This window comes from Streptomyces sp. NPDC086766 (genome assembly GCF_044746005.1).
Classification (GTDB): Bacteria; Actinomycetota; Actinomycetes; order Streptomycetales; family Streptomycetaceae; genus Streptomyces.
On record NZ_JBIVBI010000022.1, the window covers coordinates 59,360 to 78,701 of the forward strand.

A 19,342-nucleotide genomic window follows, 5' to 3' on the forward strand; every position below is an offset into this window, starting at 1 on the left:
AACGGGGTTACGCCACGTTCACTCGTTGTCCGGGCGGCGCTGCCTCCAGCCACGCGAGGAAACCGGTCAGCGCGTCCTCGCTCATGGCGAGTTCGAGACGTGTCCCGCGGTGCAGGCAGGCGAGGATCACGGCGTCGGAGAGCAGGGCGAGCTCCTCCTCGCCCTCGGGAAGCCGGCGGCCGGCCACCTCGATCGCGGAGCGTTCCAGGACGCGGCGCGGACGGAGGGCGTAGGAGAAGACCCGGAACCACGACACGCGGTCGCCGCTGTAGCGGGCCACGCCGTAACTCCAGCCCTTGCCACCGGCGTCGGGCTTCTCGGACACGTCCCAGCGCAGGCTGCAGTCGAAGGTGCCGCCCGAGCGCTGGATGAGTCTGCGTCGCAGGCCGAAGACGAACAGTCCCACCACCACGAGCACGACCACGAGCCCGCACACAGTCAGAGCGAGGATCATCGGCACCGACCTCCTCGTCTCCTAGGTAATGGAACGGAAAAAACACCCACATCGGCCACAGCCGCGGCTGGTACCGGATCGCTCCGGTACCAGCCGCGGCTGAGTGACGTCAGCACATGGCGTGCTGGGTCAGCGTTCTGACGTCGCCGCCCGCAGCCGCACGTCCGCGCGGCGCTCGGCGGAGGCGTCGGCCTCGGCCTTCGCGCGCTCGAGCGCCCGCTCCGCGCGCTGGACGTCGATCTCGTCCGACAACTCGGCGATCTCGGCCAGCAGGGACAGCTTGTCGTCCGCGAACGAGATGAAACCGCCGTGCACCGCGGCGACGACGGTCCCACCCTCACTCGTACGGATGGTCACCGGGCCCGACTCCAGCACACCGAGCAGCGGCTGGTGACCGGGCATGACGCCGATGTCGCCGGACGTGGTGCGCGCGACGACCAGGGTGGCCTCGCCGGACCAGACCTGGCGGTCGGCGGCGACCAGCTCGACGTGCAGCTCAGCAGCCAAGGGAGGCTCCTCGGGTCACCACCCGGCGGTTGTGCCGGGTGTTGGGGTCAATTCTAGGGGGCGTGCGGAAGGGGGCGGGACGCGCCCGCCCCCTTCGGTGTGAGCACAGGGCTCACGGTGAGCTCAGGGCTCCGGAGAGAGCGTCAGGAGACGCCCAGCTCCTTGGCGTTGTTCTTCAGGTCCTCGAGACCACCGCACATGAAGAACGCCTGCTCGGGGAAGTGGTCGTACTCGCCGTCGCAGATCGCGTTGAACGCGGCGATCGACTCCTCCAGCGGCACGTCCGAACCGTCCACGCCGGTGAACTGCTTGGCGACGTGGGTGTTCTGGGACAGGAAGCGCTCCACGCGACGGGCACGGTGGACGACGAGCTTGTCCTCCTCGCCGAGCTCGTCGATACCGAGGATCGCGATGATGTCCTGCAGGTCCTTGTACTTCTGCAGGATGTTCTTCACGCGCATGGCCGCGTTGTAGTGGTCCTGCGCGATGTAGCGCGGGTCCAGGATCCGGGACGTGGAGTCCAGCGGGTCCACGGCCGGGTAGATGCCCTTCTCGGAGATCGGACGGGACAGAACCGTCGTCGCGTCGAGGTGGGCGAAGGTGGTCGCCGGGGCCGGGTCGGTCAGGTCGTCGGCGGGGACGTAGATCGCCTGCATCGAGGTGATCGAGTGACCGCGGGTCGAGGTGATGCGCTCCTGGAGGAGACCCATCTCGTCGGCCAGGTTCGGCTGGTAGCCCACCGCGGACGGCATACGGCCGAGCAGGGTGGAGACCTCGGAACCGGCCTGCGTGAAGCGGAAGATGTTGTCGATGAAGAACAGCACGTCCTGCTTCTGGACGTCGCGGAAGTACTCGGCCATGGTCAGGCCGGCCAGCGCGACACGCAGACGGGTGCCCGGGGGCTCGTCCATCTGGCCGAAGACCAGCGCGGTCTTGTCGATGACGCCCGAGTCGGACATCTCCTCGATGAGGTCGTTGCCCTCACGGGTGCGCTCGCCGACACCGGCGAACACGGAGACACCGTCGTGGTTGTTGGCGACGCGGTAGATCATCTCCTGGATGAGCACCGTCTTGCCGACGCCGGCGCCGCCGAACAGACCGATCTTGCCGCCCTTGACGTACGGGGTCAGCAGGTCGATGACCTTGACGCCGGTCTCGAACATCTCGGTCTTCGACTCGAGCTCGTCGAAGTTCGGCGCCTTGCGGTGGATGGTCCAGCGCTCGCCCTCGTACTGCTCGTCGACGTTCAGCACCTCACCGAGGGTGTTGAACACCTTGCCCTTGGTGAAGTCGCCGACCGGGACGGTGATGCCCGTGCCGGTGTCGGTCACCGGAGCCTGGCGGACCAGGCCGTCGGTGGGCTGCATGGAGATGGTGCGGACCAGGCCGTCACCCAGGTGCTGGGCGACCTCCAGGGTCAGGATCTTCTTCTCGCCCGCGTTGGCCGGGTCGGCGACCTCGACGTGCAGCGCGTTGTAGATCTCCGGCATCGCGTCGACGGGGAACTCCACGTCGACGACCGGGCCGATGACCCGGGCGACGCGGCCCGTGGCCGCCGCGGTCTCAACAGTGGTGGTCATTTATCGGTCACTCCCCGCGGTCGCGTCGGCCAGGGCGCTCGCGCCACCGACGATCTCGCTGATTTCCTGGGTGATTTCGGCCTGGCGGGCCGCGTTGGCAAGACGGGAGAGCGTGTTGATCAGCTCGCCCGCGTTGTCGGTGGCCGACTTCATCGCGCGCCGCGTTGCGGCGTGCTTCGAAGCGGCCGACTGGAGAAGCGCGTTGTAGATACGGCTCTCCACGTAGCGGGGCAGCAAGGCGTCGAGGACGTCCTCCGCCGAGGGCTCGAAGTCGTACAGCGGCAGGATCTCGCCCTTGGGCGCGGCCTGCGCGGCGACCTCGTCGAGGCGCAGCGGAAGCAGCCGGGAGTCGATCGCCGTCTGCGTCATCATCGAGACGAACTCGGTGTAGACGATGTGGAGTTCGTCCACGCCGCCGTCCGCCGTCTCCTTCTCGATGGCCTCGATCAGCGGCGCCGCCACCGTCTTGGCGTCCGCGTACGAGGGCTCGTCAGTGAAGCCCGTCCACGACTCCGAGATCTTGCGCTCACGGAAGTTGTAGTGGGCGACACCGCGCCGGCCGACGATGTAGGTGTCGACCTGCTTGCCCTCACGCTCCAGGCGCTCGGTCAGCTGCTCCGCCGCCTTGATGGCGTTGGAGTTGAAGGCCCCGGCCAGACCGCGGTCGCTCGTGAGGAGCAGGACCGCGGCACGGGTCGGGTTCTCCGCCTCCGTGGTCAGCGGGTGCTTGGTGTTCGAACCGGTGCCGACCGCCGTGACCGCGCGGGTCAGTTCCTGCGCGTACGGCGTGGAGGCCGCCACCTTGCGCTGCGCCTTGACGACGCGCGAGGCGGCGATCATCTCCATCGCCTTGGTGATCTTCTTGGTCGCGGTGACGGATCGGATGCGACGCTTGTAGACCCGGAGCTGGGCTCCCATGAGTCAGGTCCCTTCCTTACGTCACTTGGCGGCAGCGGCCGGAGCGTCCTCGCCGAGCAGCTTGCCGTCGGAGGTCTCGAACTGCTTCTTGAACGCGGCGACCGCGTCGTCGATGGCCTGGATCGTGTCGTCGGACATCTTCGCGCCCTCCTTGATGGAGGTCATGAGGCCCTGCTCCTTGCGGTGCAGGTACTCCAGCAGCTCCTTCTCGAAGCGGCGGATGTCGGCGACCGGCACGTCGTCCATACGGCCGTTGGTGCCGGCCCAGATGGAGACGACCTGGTCCTCGGTGGCCATCGGCTGGTACTGGTTCTGCTTGAGCAGCTCGACCATGCGCTGACCGCGCTCCAGCTGCGCCTTCGACGCGGCGTCCAGGTCGGAACCGAAGGCGGCGAACGCCTCCAGCTCGCGGAACTGGGCGAGGTCCACGCGGAGACGGCCGGACACCTGGCGCATCGCCTTGTGCTGGGCGGAACCACCGACTCGGGAGACGGAGATACCGACGTTCAGCGCGGGGCGCTGACCGGCGTTGAACAGGTCCGACTCCAGGAAGCACTGGCCGTCGGTGATGGAGATGACGTTGGTCGGGATGAACGCCGAGACGTCGTTGGCCTTGGTCTCGACGATCGGCAGACCGGTCATCGAACCGGCACCCATGTCGTCGGAGAGCTTCGCGCAGCGCTCCAGCAGACGGGAGTGCAGGTAGAAGACGTCACCGGGGTAGGCCTCGCGGCCCGGCGGGCGGCGCAGCAGCAGGGACACGGCGCGGTAGGCGTCGGCCTGCTTCGAGAGGTCGTCGAAGATGATGAGGACGTGCTTGCCCTCGTACATCCACTGCTGGCCGATGGCCGAACCCGTGTACGGCGCCAGGTACTTGAAGCCGGCCGGGTCGGACGCCGGGGCGGCGACGATGGTCGTGTACTCCAGCGCGCCGTTCTCCTCCAGCGCGCGGCGGACCGACGCGATGGTCGAGCCCTTCTGGCCGATGGCGACGTAGATGCAGCGGACCTGCTTGTTCGGGTCGCCGGTGCGCCAGTTGTCGCGCTGGTTGATGATCGTGTCGACGGCCAGGGCGGTCTTGCCGGTCTGGCGGTCGCCGATGATCAGCTGACGCTGACCACGGCCGATCGGGGTCATGGCGTCGACGGCCTTGTAGCCGGTCTCCATCGGCTCGTGCACCGACTTGCGCTGCATGACCGTGGGGGCCTGCAGCTCGAGGGCGCGGCGACCGGACGTCTCGATCTCGCCGAGGCCGTCGATCGGGTTGCCGAGGGGGTCGACCACGCGGCCGAGGTAGCCCTCGCCCACGGCGACGGACAGGACCTCGCCGGTGCGGGTGACCGGCTGGCCCTCCTCGATGCCGCTGAACTCACCGAGGACGATGGCACCGATCTCGCGCTCCTCGAGGTTGAGGGCGAGGCCGAGGGTGCCGTCCTCGAACTTCAGCAGTTCGTTGGCCATGGCCGAGGGCAGGCCCTCGACCTTCGCGATGCCGTCGCCGGCAAGGGTGACCGTACCGACCTCCTCGCGCGAGGCCGCGTCCGGCTTGTACGACTGGACGAAGTTCTCCAGCGCGTCCCGGATCTCCTCCGGCCGGATCGTGAGCTCCGCCATCTGGGTTCCCTGCTCTCCTTGTTGGGCCCGAAGTTTCACTTGGGGGGGTATGGGGACTCCCCCCAATAAGAGGTGAATCCTCTGCACGGCCCAACCAGGGCCGTCGTGTACGTCTTGTGTGTTGAGTTGCTGCTAGCTCGCCATGCGGCGGGCGGCCTCGTCGAGCCGGTCCGCGAGAGAGCCGTTGATGACCTCGTCGCCGACCTGCACCCTGATGCCGCCGAGGACCTCGGGGTCCACGTCCAGGTTCAGGTGCATCTGGCGGCCGTAGAGCTTCGCGAGGGCCGCGCCGAGGCGCCGCTTCTGCGTGTCGCTCAGCGGTACCGCCGAGGTGACGACGGCGACCATACGGTCCCGGCGATCGGCGGCGAGCTTGGACAGGGACTCCAGTCCCGCTTCCAGGCTACGTCCCCGCGGCGCGGTGACGAGGCGCGTCACCAGACGCTCGGTGGTCACCGCGGCCCGGCCGCCGAGAAGGCGGTGCAGCAGCGCGGTCTTGGCCGAGGTGCCCGCGGCACGGTCGGTCAGCGCCGCACGCAGCTCGGTGCTCGAGGAGACGATCCGGCCGAAGCGGAACAGCTCGTCCTCGACGTCGTCGAGCGCGCCGGTCCGCTGGGCGGCGGTGAGGTCGGCGGTGTTCGCCAGCTCCTCCAGCGCGTCCACCAGGTCGCGCGGCTGCGACCAGCGGGACCGCACCATGCCGGCCACGACGTCGGCGGTGGTGCCGCCGACCTGGCCGCCGAGCAGGCGCTGGACCAGCTCGGCCTTGGCCTCGCCGGGCTGCGCCGGGTCGGTGAGGACCCGACGCAGGCCGGGCTCGCGGTCGAGCAGCGCGGTGACGGCCGCCAGCTCGTCCGCGAGCCGCGCCGCGTCCACGGACGTGGAGTCGGTCAGCGCGTCGAGACGCTCGCGTGCGGCTGCCAGGGCCTCGCGGCTCGCTCCGTTCATCGCGCGGCCTCGGCCTTCTCCTCGAGGTCGTCGAGGAAGCGGTCGATCACGCGGCTCTGGCGGGCGTGGTCCTCGAGGGACTCGCCGACGAGCTTGCCGGCCAGGTCGGTGGCGAGCTTGCCGACGTCCTGGCGGAGCGCGGACGAGGCGGCCTTGCGGTCGGCCTCGATCTGGGCGTGACCGGCGGCGACGATCTCCTCGCGCTGCCGCTGGCCCTCGGCCCGCATCTCGGCGATGAGCGCGGCGCCCTGCTCCTGCGCCTCCTGGCGCAGACGCGCGGCCTCGTGCCGGGCCTCGGCGAGCTGGGCCTTGTACTGCTCCAGAACGCTCTGGGCCTCGACCTTCATGGCCTCGGCCTCTTCGATACCGCCTTCGATCGCCGCGCGGCGCTCCTCCAGAACCTTGTTGATGTTCGGAAGCAGCTTCTTCCAGAAGAAGAAGAACACGATGGCGAAGGCGATGGTGCCGACGAGCAGTTCGGGGCCGGGCGGGATGAGGGGATTCTGCTTCTCCTCAGCCGCCAGCTGAACCAGGTTGGCGATCACATCAGTGCCTTTCGTCGATACGTGCCGGTAAGCAGGTGATTACTGACCGAACACGAACGGCATAACGATGCCGATGAGGGCGAGCGCCTCACAGAAGGCGAAGCCGAGGATCTGGTTGGCACGGATCAGACCGGCCGCCTCGGGCTGACGGGCCAGCGCCTGGGTGCCGTTGCCGAAGATGATGCCGATACCGATGCCGGGGCCGATGGCCGCGAGGCCGTAACCGATGGAGCCGAGGGAACCGGAGACGGCGGCGAGGGTCTCAGTGGCAGCCATGCTGATTTTCCTTCTCTTTCACGGACCGGTGGGGGTTGGCCACCGGACGACTGGTGGGGTGGGGCGGACGGTGCTGCTCAGTGGTGCTCGGCGAGAGCGCCCTGAACGTAGGAGCAGGCCAGCAGCACGAACACGTACGCCTGGACGGCCTGGACGAAGAGCTCGAACATGATCATGACGATGGTCATCACGAAGGAGACGGCAGCGCCGGGGACCATGTAGCTGTTCAGCAGGTACCAGCTGGCGACGGTGAACATCACCAGGAGCAGGTGACCGGCGAACATGTTGGCGAAGAGTCGGACCGCGTGCGTGAAGGGCCGGACGAGGACGTTCGAGAAGAACTCGATGACCACGACGAGCGGCAGCACCGCACCGAGCGACTTGTCGTAACCGGTGAGGTTCTTGAACCCGCCCGCGAAGCCGTGCTTCTTGAAGGTGAGCGACAGCCACGTGATGTAGACGATCGCGGCCAGCACGGCGGGGAACGCGATGATCGACGACACCGGGAACTGGGCGACCGGGATCACGGACCAGACGTTCATGATCCAGATGAAGAAGAAGAGCGAGACCATCAGCGGGACGTACTTCTCGCCCTCGCGCTTGCCCAGCGTCTCGTAGACGATGCCGCGGCGCACGAAGTCGTAGCCGGCCTCGCCGACCATCTGCAGCTTGCCCGGCACCAGCTTCGCCTTGCCGAAGGCCGCCCAGAAGAAGCCGACGACGATGACGGTGGTGATGAGCGAGAGCAGCATCACCTTGTTGAACTCGAAGCCGCCGACCGTGGCGATCGGCGCGAAGAGGAACGAGTGCAGGCCCGGAGCCGGGAAGCCACACCCGTTGTCGGACATGATCCGACAACTCCAGTCGAAGGCGAGCTGGGTCTGGTCAGCACTCACCGCGGGCTCCTTCGGCGTGACGCATAGGTACGGCAACCTCGTTGTGTCGGCGCGGCGCGCAGCCGCGGGTCGGCACCGGACTGGTGTTACGGATGTGGGGGCGGCTGGGGGGCATCGAGCCTCGCGTAGTGGCAGGCGTCAGCTCAGATGCCCGCGCCCGCGATGCCGCAGTTGGCACCGGACGATAGCAGGAGATCTCGCACGTCTTTATCCCGGCCCTACCCCTCACGAAGAGTGCCCCGTCTTCTCGGGCCTCTCGCTCTTCCCGGACTCGGGTTCGACGTAGAAGATCTTGGCCTTCATGTGCGCACGGGCCTGCGCCGCCATCCACACGACGGTCGCCACGACCAAGGAGATCGCGAACGCCTTCGGGTCGAAGAGCGAGGTGTGCCGGAAGAGGGCCACGAAGATCATGAGAAGCAGGAGCTGGGCGACGTAGAGCATGAGGCCCATGGCCTGGAAGAGCTGCGGAAGCGTTTTCGCGGTCCACTGCAGCACGTACAGGCCGACGCCCATGAACAGGACGGCCAGCAGCACGCCCACCGCCGCCCCGACCGCTCCCCTGCCGCCGGCCACCACACCGCTGACGGCGACCGCGACCACGCCGACGGCCGCCGTGGGCACGGCGATCGGCAGCAGGCTCCGGACGTCATTGGCAGGCATGGCGGCAACTCCGCTTTCGCAGGGGGTTCGGGGTGTCGTCATGGACGAGCGTAGTCCCGGACCTGAGAGAGAACCTCAACGCCCAGGGGTCGCGCACTTGCGTCCTTCGGCTCTGTCCGGGGGGTTCTCGTGAACCGTATCACAAACTATTTGATGAGGTCTTTACCTGGTGGGTGTGCGAGCTGTCACACATGAGAGTGACCGCGCGCGTACGTGCAGAAACCGGGTCGATATGTCTGGTATTGGGGGCATTCGCACCCCCACGAGATGGCAACGCTTTAGTCAGATTCTTACCTTGGGCGTCAGCGCGAGGACCCGGCCGTACGTCCGTCCAGAAGCCGCGAACGGGCACCCAGCGCGGTCGCTCCGTTGACTCCCGTCACACCGGCCACCGCGGGCGTGACGGGTGCCGAGGATGCGGAATCCTGGCCCACGTCCCCCTGCGCCGCGGCCTCGGCGGTCTCCGCGGACACGGTGGCCGGGGTCGAGGCGCCAGGCGCCGTGGCCCGCCGGTGGCGGTAGCGCGGCGGCACGAAGCGCTCGGCCCAGCGCGGGGCGCGCGGGGTGAAGCGGGGCAGCAGGAGCAGTCCCAGCCCGATCGCGCTGAGGAACACCACCCCGAGCACGATCCACATGGACGCCGAGTTGACCGAGTAGGTCAGGGCCCCGAAGCCGATCAGCGCCGCCCAGAAGTACATGATCAGCACGGCCCGGCTGTGCGAGTGGCCGATCTCCAGCAGCCGGTGGTGCAGATGGCCGCGGTCGGCGGCGAACGGCGACTGGCCGCGCCAGGTGCGCCGCAGGATGGCCAGCACCAGGTCGGCGGCCGGGATGGCGATGATGGTCAGCGGCATCAGCAGCGGGATGTAGACCGGCACCATCTGGTGCACGGAGTTGCGCTCGGAGCCGGTGAACAGGTTCATCAGGTCCGGATCGACCTGACCCGTCACCGAGATCGCGCCGGCCGCCAGCACCAGGCCGATCAGCATCGAGCCGGAGTCCCCCATGAAGATCCGCGCCGGATGCATGTTGTGCGGCAGGAAGCCCAGGCACATGCCCATGAGGACGGCGGCGAACAGCGTGGCCGGGGCGGCGGCCTCGATGCCGTAGGAGTACCAGATGCGGTACGTGTACATGAAGAACGCGGCCGCCGCGATGCACACCATGCCCGAGGCCAGCCCGTCGAGTCCGTCGACGAAGTTGACCGCGTTGATGGTGATGACGACCAGCGCCACGGTCAGCAGCGTGCCCTGCCACTGGGTCAGCGCGACCGTGCCGACGCCCGGCACGGGCAGCCACAGGATCGTCAGACCCTGCATGACCATCACACCGGCGGCGATCATCTGACCGCCCAGCTTGATCAGGGCGTCGATCTCGAACTTGTCGTCCAGGACGCCGATCAGCCAGATCAGCGCGGCCCCGGACAGCAGCGCCCGCGGCTCGTTCGACTTCTCGAAGACCTCGTTGAGGTTGGTGAGGTGGTCGGCGACCAGCAGGCCCGCGCACATGCCGAAGAACATCGCGATCCCGCCGAGCCGCGGAGTGGGCTCCCGGTGCACGTCACGTGCCCGGATCTCCGGCATCGCGCCCGCCACGATCGCGAACTTCCGTACCGGCCCTGTCAGCAGGTAGGTCACCGCGGCCGTGATGCAGAGCGTCAGCAGGTATTCACGCACAGGCTTCCCCACAGGTCTCGCTGGCCATCTCAGCCCCACACCCTAGCGACGCAGGCATATGTATGGGGACTTCCGGGTAGCGACGATGGTTGCACGCGTGGCTGTGCACGACGGCGCGCCTACCCCGCCTCAGCCGGGATACGGCGGAAATCTACCGGTGAGCTCGCGCACGTCCGCACGCGCCCTCGCCGGGTCCGCCTCACCGCGCAGCACCTTCGCGACCAGCACGGCGATCCACTCCATCTCCGCCTGCCCCATGCCCTGCGAGGTCACCGCGGCCGTGCCCAGCCGCAGCCCGCGGACGTCGGCGTGGGGAAGCGCACAGCAGTCGAGGACGATGCCGGCGGCGGCGAGCCGCCCGCGCGCGGTGCGCCCGTCGCAGCCGAGCGGCGCCGGGTCGGCGGTGATCAGATGGGTGTCGGTGCCGCCCGTGGTCACCACCAGGCCCTCGGCGGCCAGCCGGGCGGCCAGGACCCGCGCGTTGGCGACGACCTGATGGGCGTAGGCGGCGAAGGCCGGGGTCGCCGCCTCGCCGAACGCGACGGCCTTAGCGGCGATGGCGTGCATCTGCGCGCCGCCCTGGGTGAAGGGGAACACCGCCCGGTCGACCCGCTCGGCCAGCTCGGCGCCGCACAGGATCATCCCGCCGCGCGGCCCGCGCAGCACCTTGTGCGTGGTGGCGCACACCACGTCGGCGAACGGCACCGGACTGGGCGCCGCTCCCCCGGCGACCAGGCCGATCGGGTGCGCCGCGTCCGCGATGAGATAGGCGCCCACCTCGTCGGCCACCTCGCGGAAGAACGCGTGGTCGAGGTGGCGCGGGTAGGCGATGGAGCCGCACACGATCGCCTTGGGCCGGTGCGTCCGGGCGAGCGTGCGCACCTGGAGGTGGTCCATCAGCCCGGTCTCCGCGTCCACCCCGTAGCCGACGAAGTCGAACCAGCGGCCCGAGAAGTTCGCGGGCGAGCCGTGCGTGAGGTGACCGCCGTAGGGCAGGCCGAGGGCGAGCACGGTGTCGCCCGGGCGCAGCAGCGCGGCGTACGCGGCGAGCACCGCCGAGGAACCCGAGTGCGGCTGCACGTTGGCGTGCTCGGCGCCGAACAGCTGCCGCGCCCGCTCCACGGCGAGACGCTCGGCCATGTCGACGATCTCGCAGCCGCCGTGGAAGCGGGCGCCCGGATAGCCCTCGGCGTACTTGTTGGCGAGCGGCGAGCCGAGCGCGGCGAGCACCGCCGGCGAGGTGAAGTTCTCGGCCGCGATCAGCTGGAGCGTCGTCGACTGCCGCCGGAGCTCCCCGAGCAGGATGTCGGCCACTTCGGGGTCCTGCCGCCGCAGGACATCGGCCTCTAGCGCGGGGGTGACCGACATGGTGGGCTCCGGGCGGTCGACGGTGACGTACGTCCAATGTAGGCCCGGGGCGGGTGGGGCGCGCGGCTGCTACGCCCGTGTGGGTACGCCGGTCAGCGCCGTGACGACGGGGTCCAGCGCCTGGTGTATCTCGTCGCCGATCGAGCGGAAGAAGGGCAGCGGCGCCCCGTACGGGTCGTACACCTCGTCCGCCTCGGCGGTGGGGGCCAGCAGCCACCCGCGCAGCGCGGCGGCCGCGCGCACCAGGGCGCGGGCGCGTTCGACCACGCCGTCCTCCAGCGGGGGGAGCGTCGCCGGGTCTATCGCCTTCACCAGGCGGGTGAACTCCTTCAGCGTGAAGGTGCGCAGGCCTGCCGAGTGGCCCATGGAGATGACCTGGGCGCGGTGGTCGCGGGTCGCGGTGAGGACCAGGTCGGCGCGGATGACGTGCTCGTCGAGCAGCTCCCGGCCGGTGAAGCCGGTGGCGTCCGCGCCGAAGTCGGCCAGCACGGTCTCCGCGTTGGCCTCCATGGGCGCGCCCTCGTGGCCCCAGGTGCCGGCGCTCTCCACGATCAGCTCGCCGCCGAGGCGCCGTCCGGCGGAGCCGGGCGGAGGGTCGCCGAGCCGGTCCGCCAGGAAATGGCGGGTCAGCCGCTCGGTGATGGGCGAGCGGCACACGTTTCCGGTGCTGACGTGGAGGATGCGGAAGGCGTCGCGCGGAAGACCCGGCTCCACCGGGCCCCGCGTCTCGTCCCCGTTCCCTATGCCACGCATGGGGGTACCCCCTGCTCGAGCGCGGCCGAGAGCCGGGGGGAGTCGGGCGGCGTCAATTCGCCACCTCGAGGTCGGGTACGACCTTCCGCAGCTCCTCCGGCGACAGGGCGCCCTCGCGCAGCAGCACCGGCACCCGGCCGGTGACGTCGACGATGGAGGACGGGACGTTGCCGGGGGTCGGGCCGCCGTCGAGGTAGACGGAGACGGAGTCGCCGAGCATGTCCTGGGCGGCGTCGCAGGTCTCCGGCGCGGGGTGGCCGGTGAGGTTGGCGGAGGAGACGGCCATCGGGCCGACCTCGGTGAGCAGTTCGATGGCGACGGGGTGCAGCGGCATCCGCACGGCGACCGTGCCGCGGGTGTCCCCGAGGTCCCACTGCAGGGACGGCTGGTGCCGGGCGACCAGGGTCAGCGCGCCCGGCCAGAACGCGTCCACGAGCTCCCACGCCATCTCGGAGAAGTCCGTGACGAGGCCGTGCAGCGTGTTCGGGGAGCCGATGAGGACGGGGGTGGGCATGTTGCGGCCCCGGCCCTTGGCGGCGAGCAGGTCGGCCACGGCCTCGGAGGAGAACGCGTCGGCGCCGATGCCGTACACGGTGTCGGTCGGCAGCACCACGAGTTCGCCCCGGCGGACGGCGGACGCGGCCTCGCGCAGACCCGTCACGCGGTCGGTCGCGTCATTGGTGTCGTATCGCCGTGCCATTGTCAGCGGGCCTCCTCGTACACGTACTGCTGGGTCGAAGTGCTGGTGGGGGTCACGGCATCGCCTTGCGGGCGGTGGCGAACCGCGGCCGGTTGTTGAGGTCGGGGTGGTCGGCCGCGTCGGCCCAGCCCCGCTCCTCGGTGAAGATCCACGGCACCTGGCCGCCCTGGGTGTCGGCGTGCTCGATCACGACGACACCGCCGGGGCGCAGCAGCCGGTGCGCGGTGCGCTCGATGCCGCGGATCAGGTCGAGACCGTCCTCCCCGGAGAACAACGCGAGTTCGGGGTCGTAGTCGCGGGCCTCCGGGGCGACGTACTCCCATTCGGTGAGCGGGACGTACGGCGGGTTGGAGATGACCAGGTCGACCTGGCCGTCGAGGTCGGGGAAGGCGGTCAGCGCGTCGCCCTGGCGCAGGTCGACGCGGGAGCCCTCCATGTTCCTGCGGGTCCAGCGCAGCGCGTCCTCGCTGAGCTCCACGGCGTGCACGCGGGAGCGGGGCACCTCCTGGGCGAGGGCGAGCGCGATGGCGCCCGAGCCGGTGCACAGGTCGACGATGCACGGCTCGACCACGTCCATGGCGCGCACGGCGTCTATGGCCCAGCCGACCACGGACTCGGTCTCCGGCCGCGGGACGAACACCCCGGGGCCGACCTCGAGCTCGAGGTAGCGGAAGTAGGCGCGCCCGGTGATGTGCTGGAGCGGCTCGCGCTGCTCGCGGCGCGCGACGACCTCCCAGTAACGGGCGTCGAAGTCGGCGTCCTTGACGGTGTGCAGCTCGCCCCGTTTGACACCGTGCACGAACGCGGCGAGCTCCTCCGCGTCGGTGCGCGGCGAGGGCACGCCGGCGTCGGCCAGCCGCTGGGTGGCCTGGGCCACCTCTGCGAGCAGCACGCTGCGGGGGCTTGGGGGTCGCCCCCCAAATTCTTGCTGCACGCTGGTCCTCCGGTCCTCGGTACTTCCTCTGGTGAGCGCTGCGCGGCCCGGGCGGGCCCGCGCCCTACGCGGCGGCGAGCTTGGCCGCCGAGTCCGCGTCGACGCAGGCCTGGATCACCGCGGCGAGGTCGCCGTCCAGGACCTGGTCCAGGTTGTACGCCTTGAAGCCGACGCGGTGGTCGGAGATGCGGTTCTCCGGGAAGTTGTAGGTGCGGATCTTCTCGGAGCGGTCGACGGTGCGGACCTGGCTGCGGCGGGCGTCCGCGGCCTCCTTCTCCGCCTCCTCCTGCGCCGCGGCGAGCAGCCTGGAGCGCAGGATACGCATCGCCTGCTCCTTGTTCTGGAGCTGGCTCTTCTCGTTCTGGCAGGAGGCGACGACTCCGGTGGGCAGGTGCGTGATGCGCACCGCGGAGTCGGTGGTGTTCACGGACTGGCCGCCGGGGCCGGAGGACCGGTAGACGTCGATCCGCAGGTCGTTCGGGTTGATCTCGACGTCGACCTCCTCGGCCTCGGGGGTGACGAGGACGCCCGCGGCGGAGGTGTGGATGCGGCCCTGCGACTCGGTGGCGGGCACGCGCTGCACGCGGTGCACCCCGCCCTCGTACTTCAGCCGGGCCCAGACGCCCTGGCCGGGCTCGATCTGCCCGCGGGCCTTCACCGCGACCTGGACGTCCTTGTACCCGCCGAGCTCGGACTCGGTGGCGTCGATGATCTCGGTCTTCCAGCCGACGCGCTCGGCGTAGCGCAGGTACATCCGCAGCAGGTCGCCGGCGAACAGGGCGGACTCGTCGCCGCCCGCGCCCGCCTTGATCTCCAGGATGACGTCCTTGTCGTCGCTGGGGTCGCGCGGGACGAGCAGCAGGCGCAGCTTCTCGGTCAGCTCCTCGCGGTGCCGCTCCAGCTCCTTGACCTCGGCGGCGAAGTCGGGGTCGTCGGCGGCGAGTTCGCGCGCGGTCTCGATGTCGTCGCCGGTCTGCTTCCAGGAGCGGTACGTGGCGACGATCGGGGTGAGCTCGGCGTAGCGCTTGTTGAGCTTGCGCGCGTTCGCCTGGTCGGCGTGGACCGACGGGTCGGCGAGCTTCTTCTCCAGGTCGGCGTGCTCGGCGACGAGTTCCTCGACGGCCTCGAACATCTTGGGGCTCCTGTACTGCGCTGCGGGTGAGGGGAAGGCGGACCAAAAACGCCGGTCCCGGCGCGCCCCCGCGGTGGGGGCGCGGCCGTGGACCGGCGGTCTGGGGCTCGCTACTTCTTGGAGCCGGCAGCCTTGCCGAAGCGGGCCTCGAAGCGGGCCACACGGCCACCGGTGTCGAGGATCTTCTGCTTGCCCGTGTAGAACGGGTGGCACTCGGAGCAGACCTCGGCGCGGATGGTGCCGCTGTTGATCGTGCTGCGGGTGGTGAACGACGCGCCGCAGGTGCAGCTGACCTGCGTCTCGACGTACTCGGGGTGGATGTCGCGCTTCAAGGTGTCTCCTAGGATCGGGAGGGCGCCGGGTCGCAGCCGCGGGGATGCGGAAGCGTGAACCGGAGCCGACGTACCAGTCTGCCAGGACTGGCGCCATCACCCAAAACCGGGGGGCGCGGCGAGATATTCCCGCGCGCGTCCGGGCCGGAACTAGGACGCGCTCACGACGCCCTTGGCCTCGCCCGTGGCGGTGTTCTTCGTGGCGCTCTCCGGGATCGGCCGGTCGTTCCTGAGCGCCTCCCACACCTGCTCCGCCTTGGGCTTGTCGATGAGGACCCGGTTGGCGTTCGCGCGGTCGTACTGCACCGGCATCGTGACCATGTGCATGTCCGAGGACTGGATGCGCTTGAGGCTCTCGGCGAAGGACATCAGGGAGTTCACCGATCCGAGGTCGGAGTCGGTGGTGACGGACTTGGTGGCGGTGTCGGCGAGGTCGTAGAGCCTCTTCGGGTCGGAGAACAGGCCGATGTGCCCGACCTGCTCGACCAGGGCCTTCACGAAGGACTGCTGGAGCTGGATGCGGCCGAGGTCGGAGCCGTCGCCGACGCCGTGCCGGGTGCGCACCAGGGCGAGCGCCTGCCGCCCGTCGAGGGAGTGGGTGCCGGCCGCGAGCTTGAGGTGGCTCTCCCGGTCGTCGATGTTCTTGCTGGTGGTGACCCGTACGCCGCCGAGTTCGTCGATGAGCTTCTGGAAGCCCCGGAAATCGACCTCCAGGTAGTGGTCCATCCGGACGCCGGTCAGCGACTCGACGGACTTCACGGCGCAGGTGGCGCCGCCGGTGGAGTACGCCTCGTTGAACATCACGCCCCGCGCGGCGGGGTGCGTGTCGCCGTGGGCGTCGGTGCACTCGGGGCGGTCGACGAGGGTGTCGCGCGGGATGGAGACCACGCTGGCCTTCTTGTGGCCCTTGTACACGTGCACGATCATCGCCGTGTCGGAGCGGGCGCTGCCGTCGTCGACGCCGCCGCCCAGCTTCCTGTTGCCGCCGGCGCGGGTGTCCGAGCCGAGGACCAGGATGTTCTCGGAGCCGTTGTCGACCTTGGCCGGCCGGTCGCCGCCGAGGGCCTGGTTGATGTCGACGCTCTTGATGTTGCCGTTGAGCTTGAAGTAGACGTACCCGGCGCCCGTACCGCCGAGCACGACGATGCCCGCGGCGGTCCAGGCCGTGACCAGCAGGGCCTTGCGCCGCCCCCTGGGGGGCTTGCGACGGCCCCCGGCGGGGCTGGACGGGCTCGCGGAACCGGTGTCCCCGGATATGGCGGGGTCCGGCGTGCTCTCGGCGGACATGTGCTCCTCAGACTCTCGTGTACGGCCTCTTACCCCCTGCTTCCAGGGACAGGCCCGGTCCCCCGACGGACGCGCGGGCGTACCGCACCATCGTCGCTCGTACGGTCAGACGGGGGAACTCGGGAAAGGGTTGCACAACGCACCCTGCCCGCCATGTCCGGAGGTACGCCCGCCGCGCAGCCGCCGCCGCGCGCCCTCCGGGGCCCACCTGCGGCTTCGCCGGGGTGGCCGAAACCGCTCGGTGCCGGGGGCGGACGCACCGCCTGTGGCAGAGGTCGCGCACGGCCGGCGCCGCCGCCCGTCCGCGCGGCACGCCGCCTCGCACGGGAAGCCGCTCCCGGGCCGCCGCACGGTCCTCCCGGCCGCCGCACGGTTCTCCCGGGCCGCCGCACGGCGCTCTGGCACGCTCCACGGCACTCACAGCACGGCGAAGGGCCGCCCCCACAGTGGGAGCGGCCCTCGCGGACGATGCCGGTGAAGCGCGAGCGTCAGTCGCCGTTGCCCGGCGCCGGGGTCGTCTTCTGGATCTGCATCAGGAACTCGACGTTCGACTTGGTCTGCTTCATCTTGTCGAGCAGCAGCTCGATCGCCTGCTGCTGGTCGAGCGCGTGCAGCACCCGGCGCAGCTTCCAGACGACGGCGAGCTCCTCGTTGCCGAGCAGGATCTCCTCCTTGCGGGTGCCGGACGCGTCGACGTCCACCGCCGGGAAGATGCGCTTGTCGGCGAGCTTCCGGTCGAGCTTGAGCTCCATGTTGCCGGTGCCCTTGAACTCCTCGAAGATCACCTCGTCCATGCGGGACCCGGTGTCCACCAGGGCGGTGGCGAGGATGGTCAGCGAGCCGCCGTCCTCGATGTTGCGGGCCGCACCGAAGAAGCGCTTCGGCGGGTACAGGGCGGTCGAGTCGACACCACCGGACAGGATGCGGCCGGAGGCCGGGGCGGCGAGGTTGTACGCGCGGCCCAGGCGGGTGATCGAGTCGAGCAGGACGACCACGTCGTGGCCGAGCTCGACGAGGCGCTTGGCGCGCTCGATGGCGAGTTCGGCGACCGTGGTGTGGTCCTCGGCCGGGCGGTCGAAGGTCGAGGAGATGACCTCGCCCTTGACCGACCGCTGCATGTCGGTGACCTCTTCCGGACGCTCGTCGACGAGGACGACCATCAGGTGGCACTCGGGGTTGTTGTGGGTGATCGCGTTGGCGACCGCCTGCATGATCATGGTCTTACCGGTCTTCGGCGGGGCCACGATCAGACCGCGCTGGCCCTTGCCGATCGGCGACACCAGGTCGATGATCCGGGTGGTCAGCACGCCCGGGTCCGTCTCCAGGCGGAGGCGGTCCTGCGGGTAGAGCGGGGTCAGCTTGTTGAACTCCGGGCGGCCGCGGCCGTGTTCGGGCGCCATGCCGTTGACGGAGTCGAGACGGACCAGCGCGTTGAACTTCTCGCGGCGCTCGCCCTCCTTCGGCTGGCGGACCGCGCCGGTGATGTGGTCGCCCTTGCGCAGGCCGTTCTTGCGGACCTGGGCCAGGGAGACGTACACGTCGTTCGGGCCCGGCAGGTAGCCGGAGGTGCGGATGAAGGCGTAGTTGTCGAGGATGTCGAGGATGCCCGCGACGGGGATCAGCACGTCGTCCTCGGTGATCTGCGGCTCCTGGACCTCGTCGCGGCCACGGCGGCCACGGCGGTCGCGGTAGCGGCCGCGACGGCCCCGGCGGCCGCCCTCGAAGTCGTCATCGTCCTGCTGTCCGCCGCGGTCCTGACGGCCGCCGCCCTGCTGCTGGCCCTGCTGGCGCTGGCCGCCCTGGCCCTGCTGGTCGTCGCCCTTGCCGCGGCGGTCGCGGTCACGGTCACGCTCACGGTCGCGGTCACGCTCACGGCCGCGCTCACGGCGGTCGCGGCGGCGGCCCTCGCCACCGGCCTCACCGGCGTCGCCCTTGGCCTCGCCCTGCTGCGCGGACGTCTCGGCCTTGGCCTCGGCGGCGACGGTCTCGGCGCCGCCCGCCGGGCTGCCCGCCTCGGCGGTGGCGCGGCGCCGGCGGCGCTCGCCCTGCGTGTCGTCTCCCCCGCGCTCGGCCTCGCTCGCGCGGGAGGGCCCCCCGGCCGGCTGGCCGGGGATCTCGATCTGCTGCTGGGCCACGGCCTTGTCGGCGGGCGCCTCGGCCGCGCTCTTCTTCTCCGCGGCGGCCTCGTCGCCCGTACGGGTGCGGGAGGTGGCCCGGCGCTTCGGCTTGGTCTCGCCGTCCGCGGCGGGGGCAGTGGCCTTCGCGGGGGCGGCGCCCCCACCCGCCTGCGCCTCCTTGATGACCTCGATCAGCTGGCTCTTGCGCATCCGCGCGGTGCCCCTGATGCCGAGGCCGGATGCGACCTGCTGCAGCTCGGCCAGCACCATGCCCTCGAGGCCGGTACCGCGGCGCCGCCGGGAGCCGGCACCGGCAGGCGCGGAGGCGTCCGTGGAGGGCGCGGCAGCGGTCTCCTCGACACGTGCGCCCATCAGATCGGTGGTGTCGCTCACGAAGGGTCCTTCCCTGGAGCGGACGTCGGCCTGTCTGGCTCGGCGACCGGTTGTGCTGTCCGGCTTAGGTCCTTGCTGTATGGACCGTGCCGGGGCGGTGGTCCGCCAAAGCGGCGGAAGAGATTTCAGGTGATGGCGCTTCCCCGACGAGCCGTGGCACCCAGTGTCACGTGGCGCGGTCGCACCGATTCCGGAGCGTGCCCGGCGGACCGCTCAGTGTCGCCGTACGACGTACTGCCCAGGTACGAC

At 70.2% G+C, this 19,342-nt stretch carries 19 protein-coding genes; all 19 read right to left on the reverse strand.

The genetic code is table 11. The annotated features are described in order from the left end of the window. Positions 1-7: 7 nt before the first annotated feature. The 19 genes from ACIPM1_RS29890 to rho all read right to left on the reverse strand — a co-directional run bounded on the left by ACIPM1_RS29890 (position 8) and on the right by rho (position 19,093). Complete coding sequence (locus tag ACIPM1_RS29890; RefSeq protein ID WP_402439849.1) at positions 8-454, reverse strand: DUF2550 domain-containing protein; 447 nt, start codon at positions 452-454, stop codon at positions 8-10. A 129-nt stretch (positions 455-583) separates the two neighbouring features. Continuing rightward, on the reverse strand, positions 584-961 hold the full coding sequence (locus ACIPM1_RS29895) for a F0F1 ATP synthase subunit epsilon (RefSeq protein ID WP_356192017.1): 378 nt from the start codon (positions 959-961) through the stop codon (positions 584-586). 143 nt (positions 962-1,104) lie between these two features. Further along, the gene (gene atpD, locus ACIPM1_RS29900; RefSeq protein WP_402439851.1) at positions 1,105-2,541 is read right to left on the reverse strand and encodes a F0F1 ATP synthase subunit beta; all 1,437 of its coding nucleotides are present in this window, start codon (positions 2,539-2,541) and stop codon (positions 1,105-1,107) included. Continuing rightward, the gene (locus ACIPM1_RS29905; protein WP_402439853.1) at positions 2,542-3,459 is read right to left on the reverse strand and encodes a F0F1 ATP synthase subunit gamma; all 918 of its coding nucleotides are present in this window, start codon (positions 3,457-3,459) and stop codon (positions 2,542-2,544) included. A 21-nt stretch (positions 3,460-3,480) separates the two neighbouring features. Then, complete coding sequence (gene atpA / locus ACIPM1_RS29910; RefSeq protein ID WP_356192010.1) at positions 3,481-5,073, reverse strand: F0F1 ATP synthase subunit alpha; 1,593 nt, start codon at positions 5,071-5,073, stop codon at positions 3,481-3,483. A 132-nt stretch (positions 5,074-5,205) separates the two neighbouring features. Continuing rightward, complete coding sequence (locus ACIPM1_RS29915) at positions 5,206-6,021, reverse strand: F0F1 ATP synthase subunit delta (RefSeq protein ID WP_402439855.1); 816 nt, start codon at positions 6,019-6,021, stop codon at positions 5,206-5,208. Next, on the reverse strand, positions 6,018-6,566 hold the full coding sequence (locus ACIPM1_RS29920; RefSeq protein ID WP_356192005.1) for a F0F1 ATP synthase subunit B: 549 nt from the start codon (positions 6,564-6,566) through the stop codon (positions 6,018-6,020). Before ACIPM1_RS29920 ends, ACIPM1_RS29915 begins: the two co-directional genes overlap by 4 nt. A 39-nt stretch (positions 6,567-6,605) precedes the next feature. After that, positions 6,606-6,842: an ATP synthase F0 subunit C gene (atpE, locus tag ACIPM1_RS29925; RefSeq protein ID WP_159535807.1), complete on the reverse strand. Its 237-nt coding sequence runs from the start codon at positions 6,840-6,842 to the stop codon at positions 6,606-6,608. A 77-nt stretch (positions 6,843-6,919) separates the two neighbouring features. Next, entirely contained in the window at positions 6,920-7,690 is a 771-nt protein-coding gene (gene atpB / locus ACIPM1_RS29930) for a F0F1 ATP synthase subunit A (RefSeq protein WP_402439858.1), read from the reverse strand. 273 nt (positions 7,691-7,963) lie between these two features. Continuing rightward, on the reverse strand, positions 7,964-8,401 hold the full coding sequence (locus ACIPM1_RS29935; RefSeq protein WP_402439860.1) for a hypothetical protein: 438 nt from the start codon (positions 8,399-8,401) through the stop codon (positions 7,964-7,966). Positions 8,402-8,703: 302 nt separating this feature from the next. Continuing rightward, on the reverse strand, positions 8,704-10,077 hold the full coding sequence (locus ACIPM1_RS29940) for an MraY family glycosyltransferase (RefSeq protein ID WP_402439862.1): 1,374 nt from the start codon (positions 10,075-10,077) through the stop codon (positions 8,704-8,706). 129 nt (positions 10,078-10,206) lie between these two features. Beyond that, positions 10,207-11,445 (reverse strand): serine hydroxymethyltransferase, encoded by a 1,239-nt coding sequence (gene glyA, locus ACIPM1_RS29945; protein ID WP_402439864.1) that lies wholly within the window; start codon positions 11,443-11,445, stop codon positions 10,207-10,209. Positions 11,446-11,514: 69 nt separating this feature from the next. Further along, complete coding sequence (locus ACIPM1_RS29950) at positions 11,515-12,198, reverse strand: protein-tyrosine-phosphatase (protein ID WP_402439866.1); 684 nt, start codon at positions 12,196-12,198, stop codon at positions 11,515-11,517. Between the two features lie 52 nt (positions 12,199-12,250). Next, positions 12,251-12,898, reverse strand: coding sequence for an L-threonylcarbamoyladenylate synthase (locus ACIPM1_RS29955; protein WP_356191991.1), 648 nt, complete (start codon positions 12,896-12,898; stop codon positions 12,251-12,253). 52 nt (positions 12,899-12,950) lie between these two features. Continuing rightward, positions 12,951-13,790 (reverse strand): peptide chain release factor N(5)-glutamine methyltransferase, encoded by an 840-nt coding sequence (gene prmC / locus ACIPM1_RS29960; protein ID WP_402439869.1) that lies wholly within the window; start codon positions 13,788-13,790, stop codon positions 12,951-12,953. Between the two features lie 106 nt (positions 13,791-13,896). Next, positions 13,897-14,964: a peptide chain release factor 1 gene (prfA, locus tag ACIPM1_RS29965; protein WP_402439871.1), complete on the reverse strand. Its 1,068-nt coding sequence runs from the start codon at positions 14,962-14,964 to the stop codon at positions 13,897-13,899. A 110-nt stretch (positions 14,965-15,074) separates the two neighbouring features. Continuing rightward, a complete protein-coding gene (rpmE, locus tag ACIPM1_RS29970) occupies positions 15,075-15,296 on the reverse strand; it encodes a 50S ribosomal protein L31 (RefSeq protein ID WP_040248322.1) in 222 nt (73 codons plus the stop codon). A gap of 150 nt (positions 15,297-15,446) precedes the next feature. Then, complete coding sequence (locus ACIPM1_RS29975) at positions 15,447-16,583, reverse strand: LCP family protein (RefSeq protein ID WP_402439874.1); 1,137 nt, start codon at positions 16,581-16,583, stop codon at positions 15,447-15,449. 488 nt (positions 16,584-17,071) lie between these two features. Continuing rightward, positions 17,072-19,093: a transcription termination factor Rho gene (rho, locus tag ACIPM1_RS29980; protein WP_402439876.1), complete on the reverse strand. Its 2,022-nt coding sequence runs from the start codon at positions 19,091-19,093 to the stop codon at positions 17,072-17,074. Positions 19,094-19,342 lie beyond the last annotated feature (249 nt).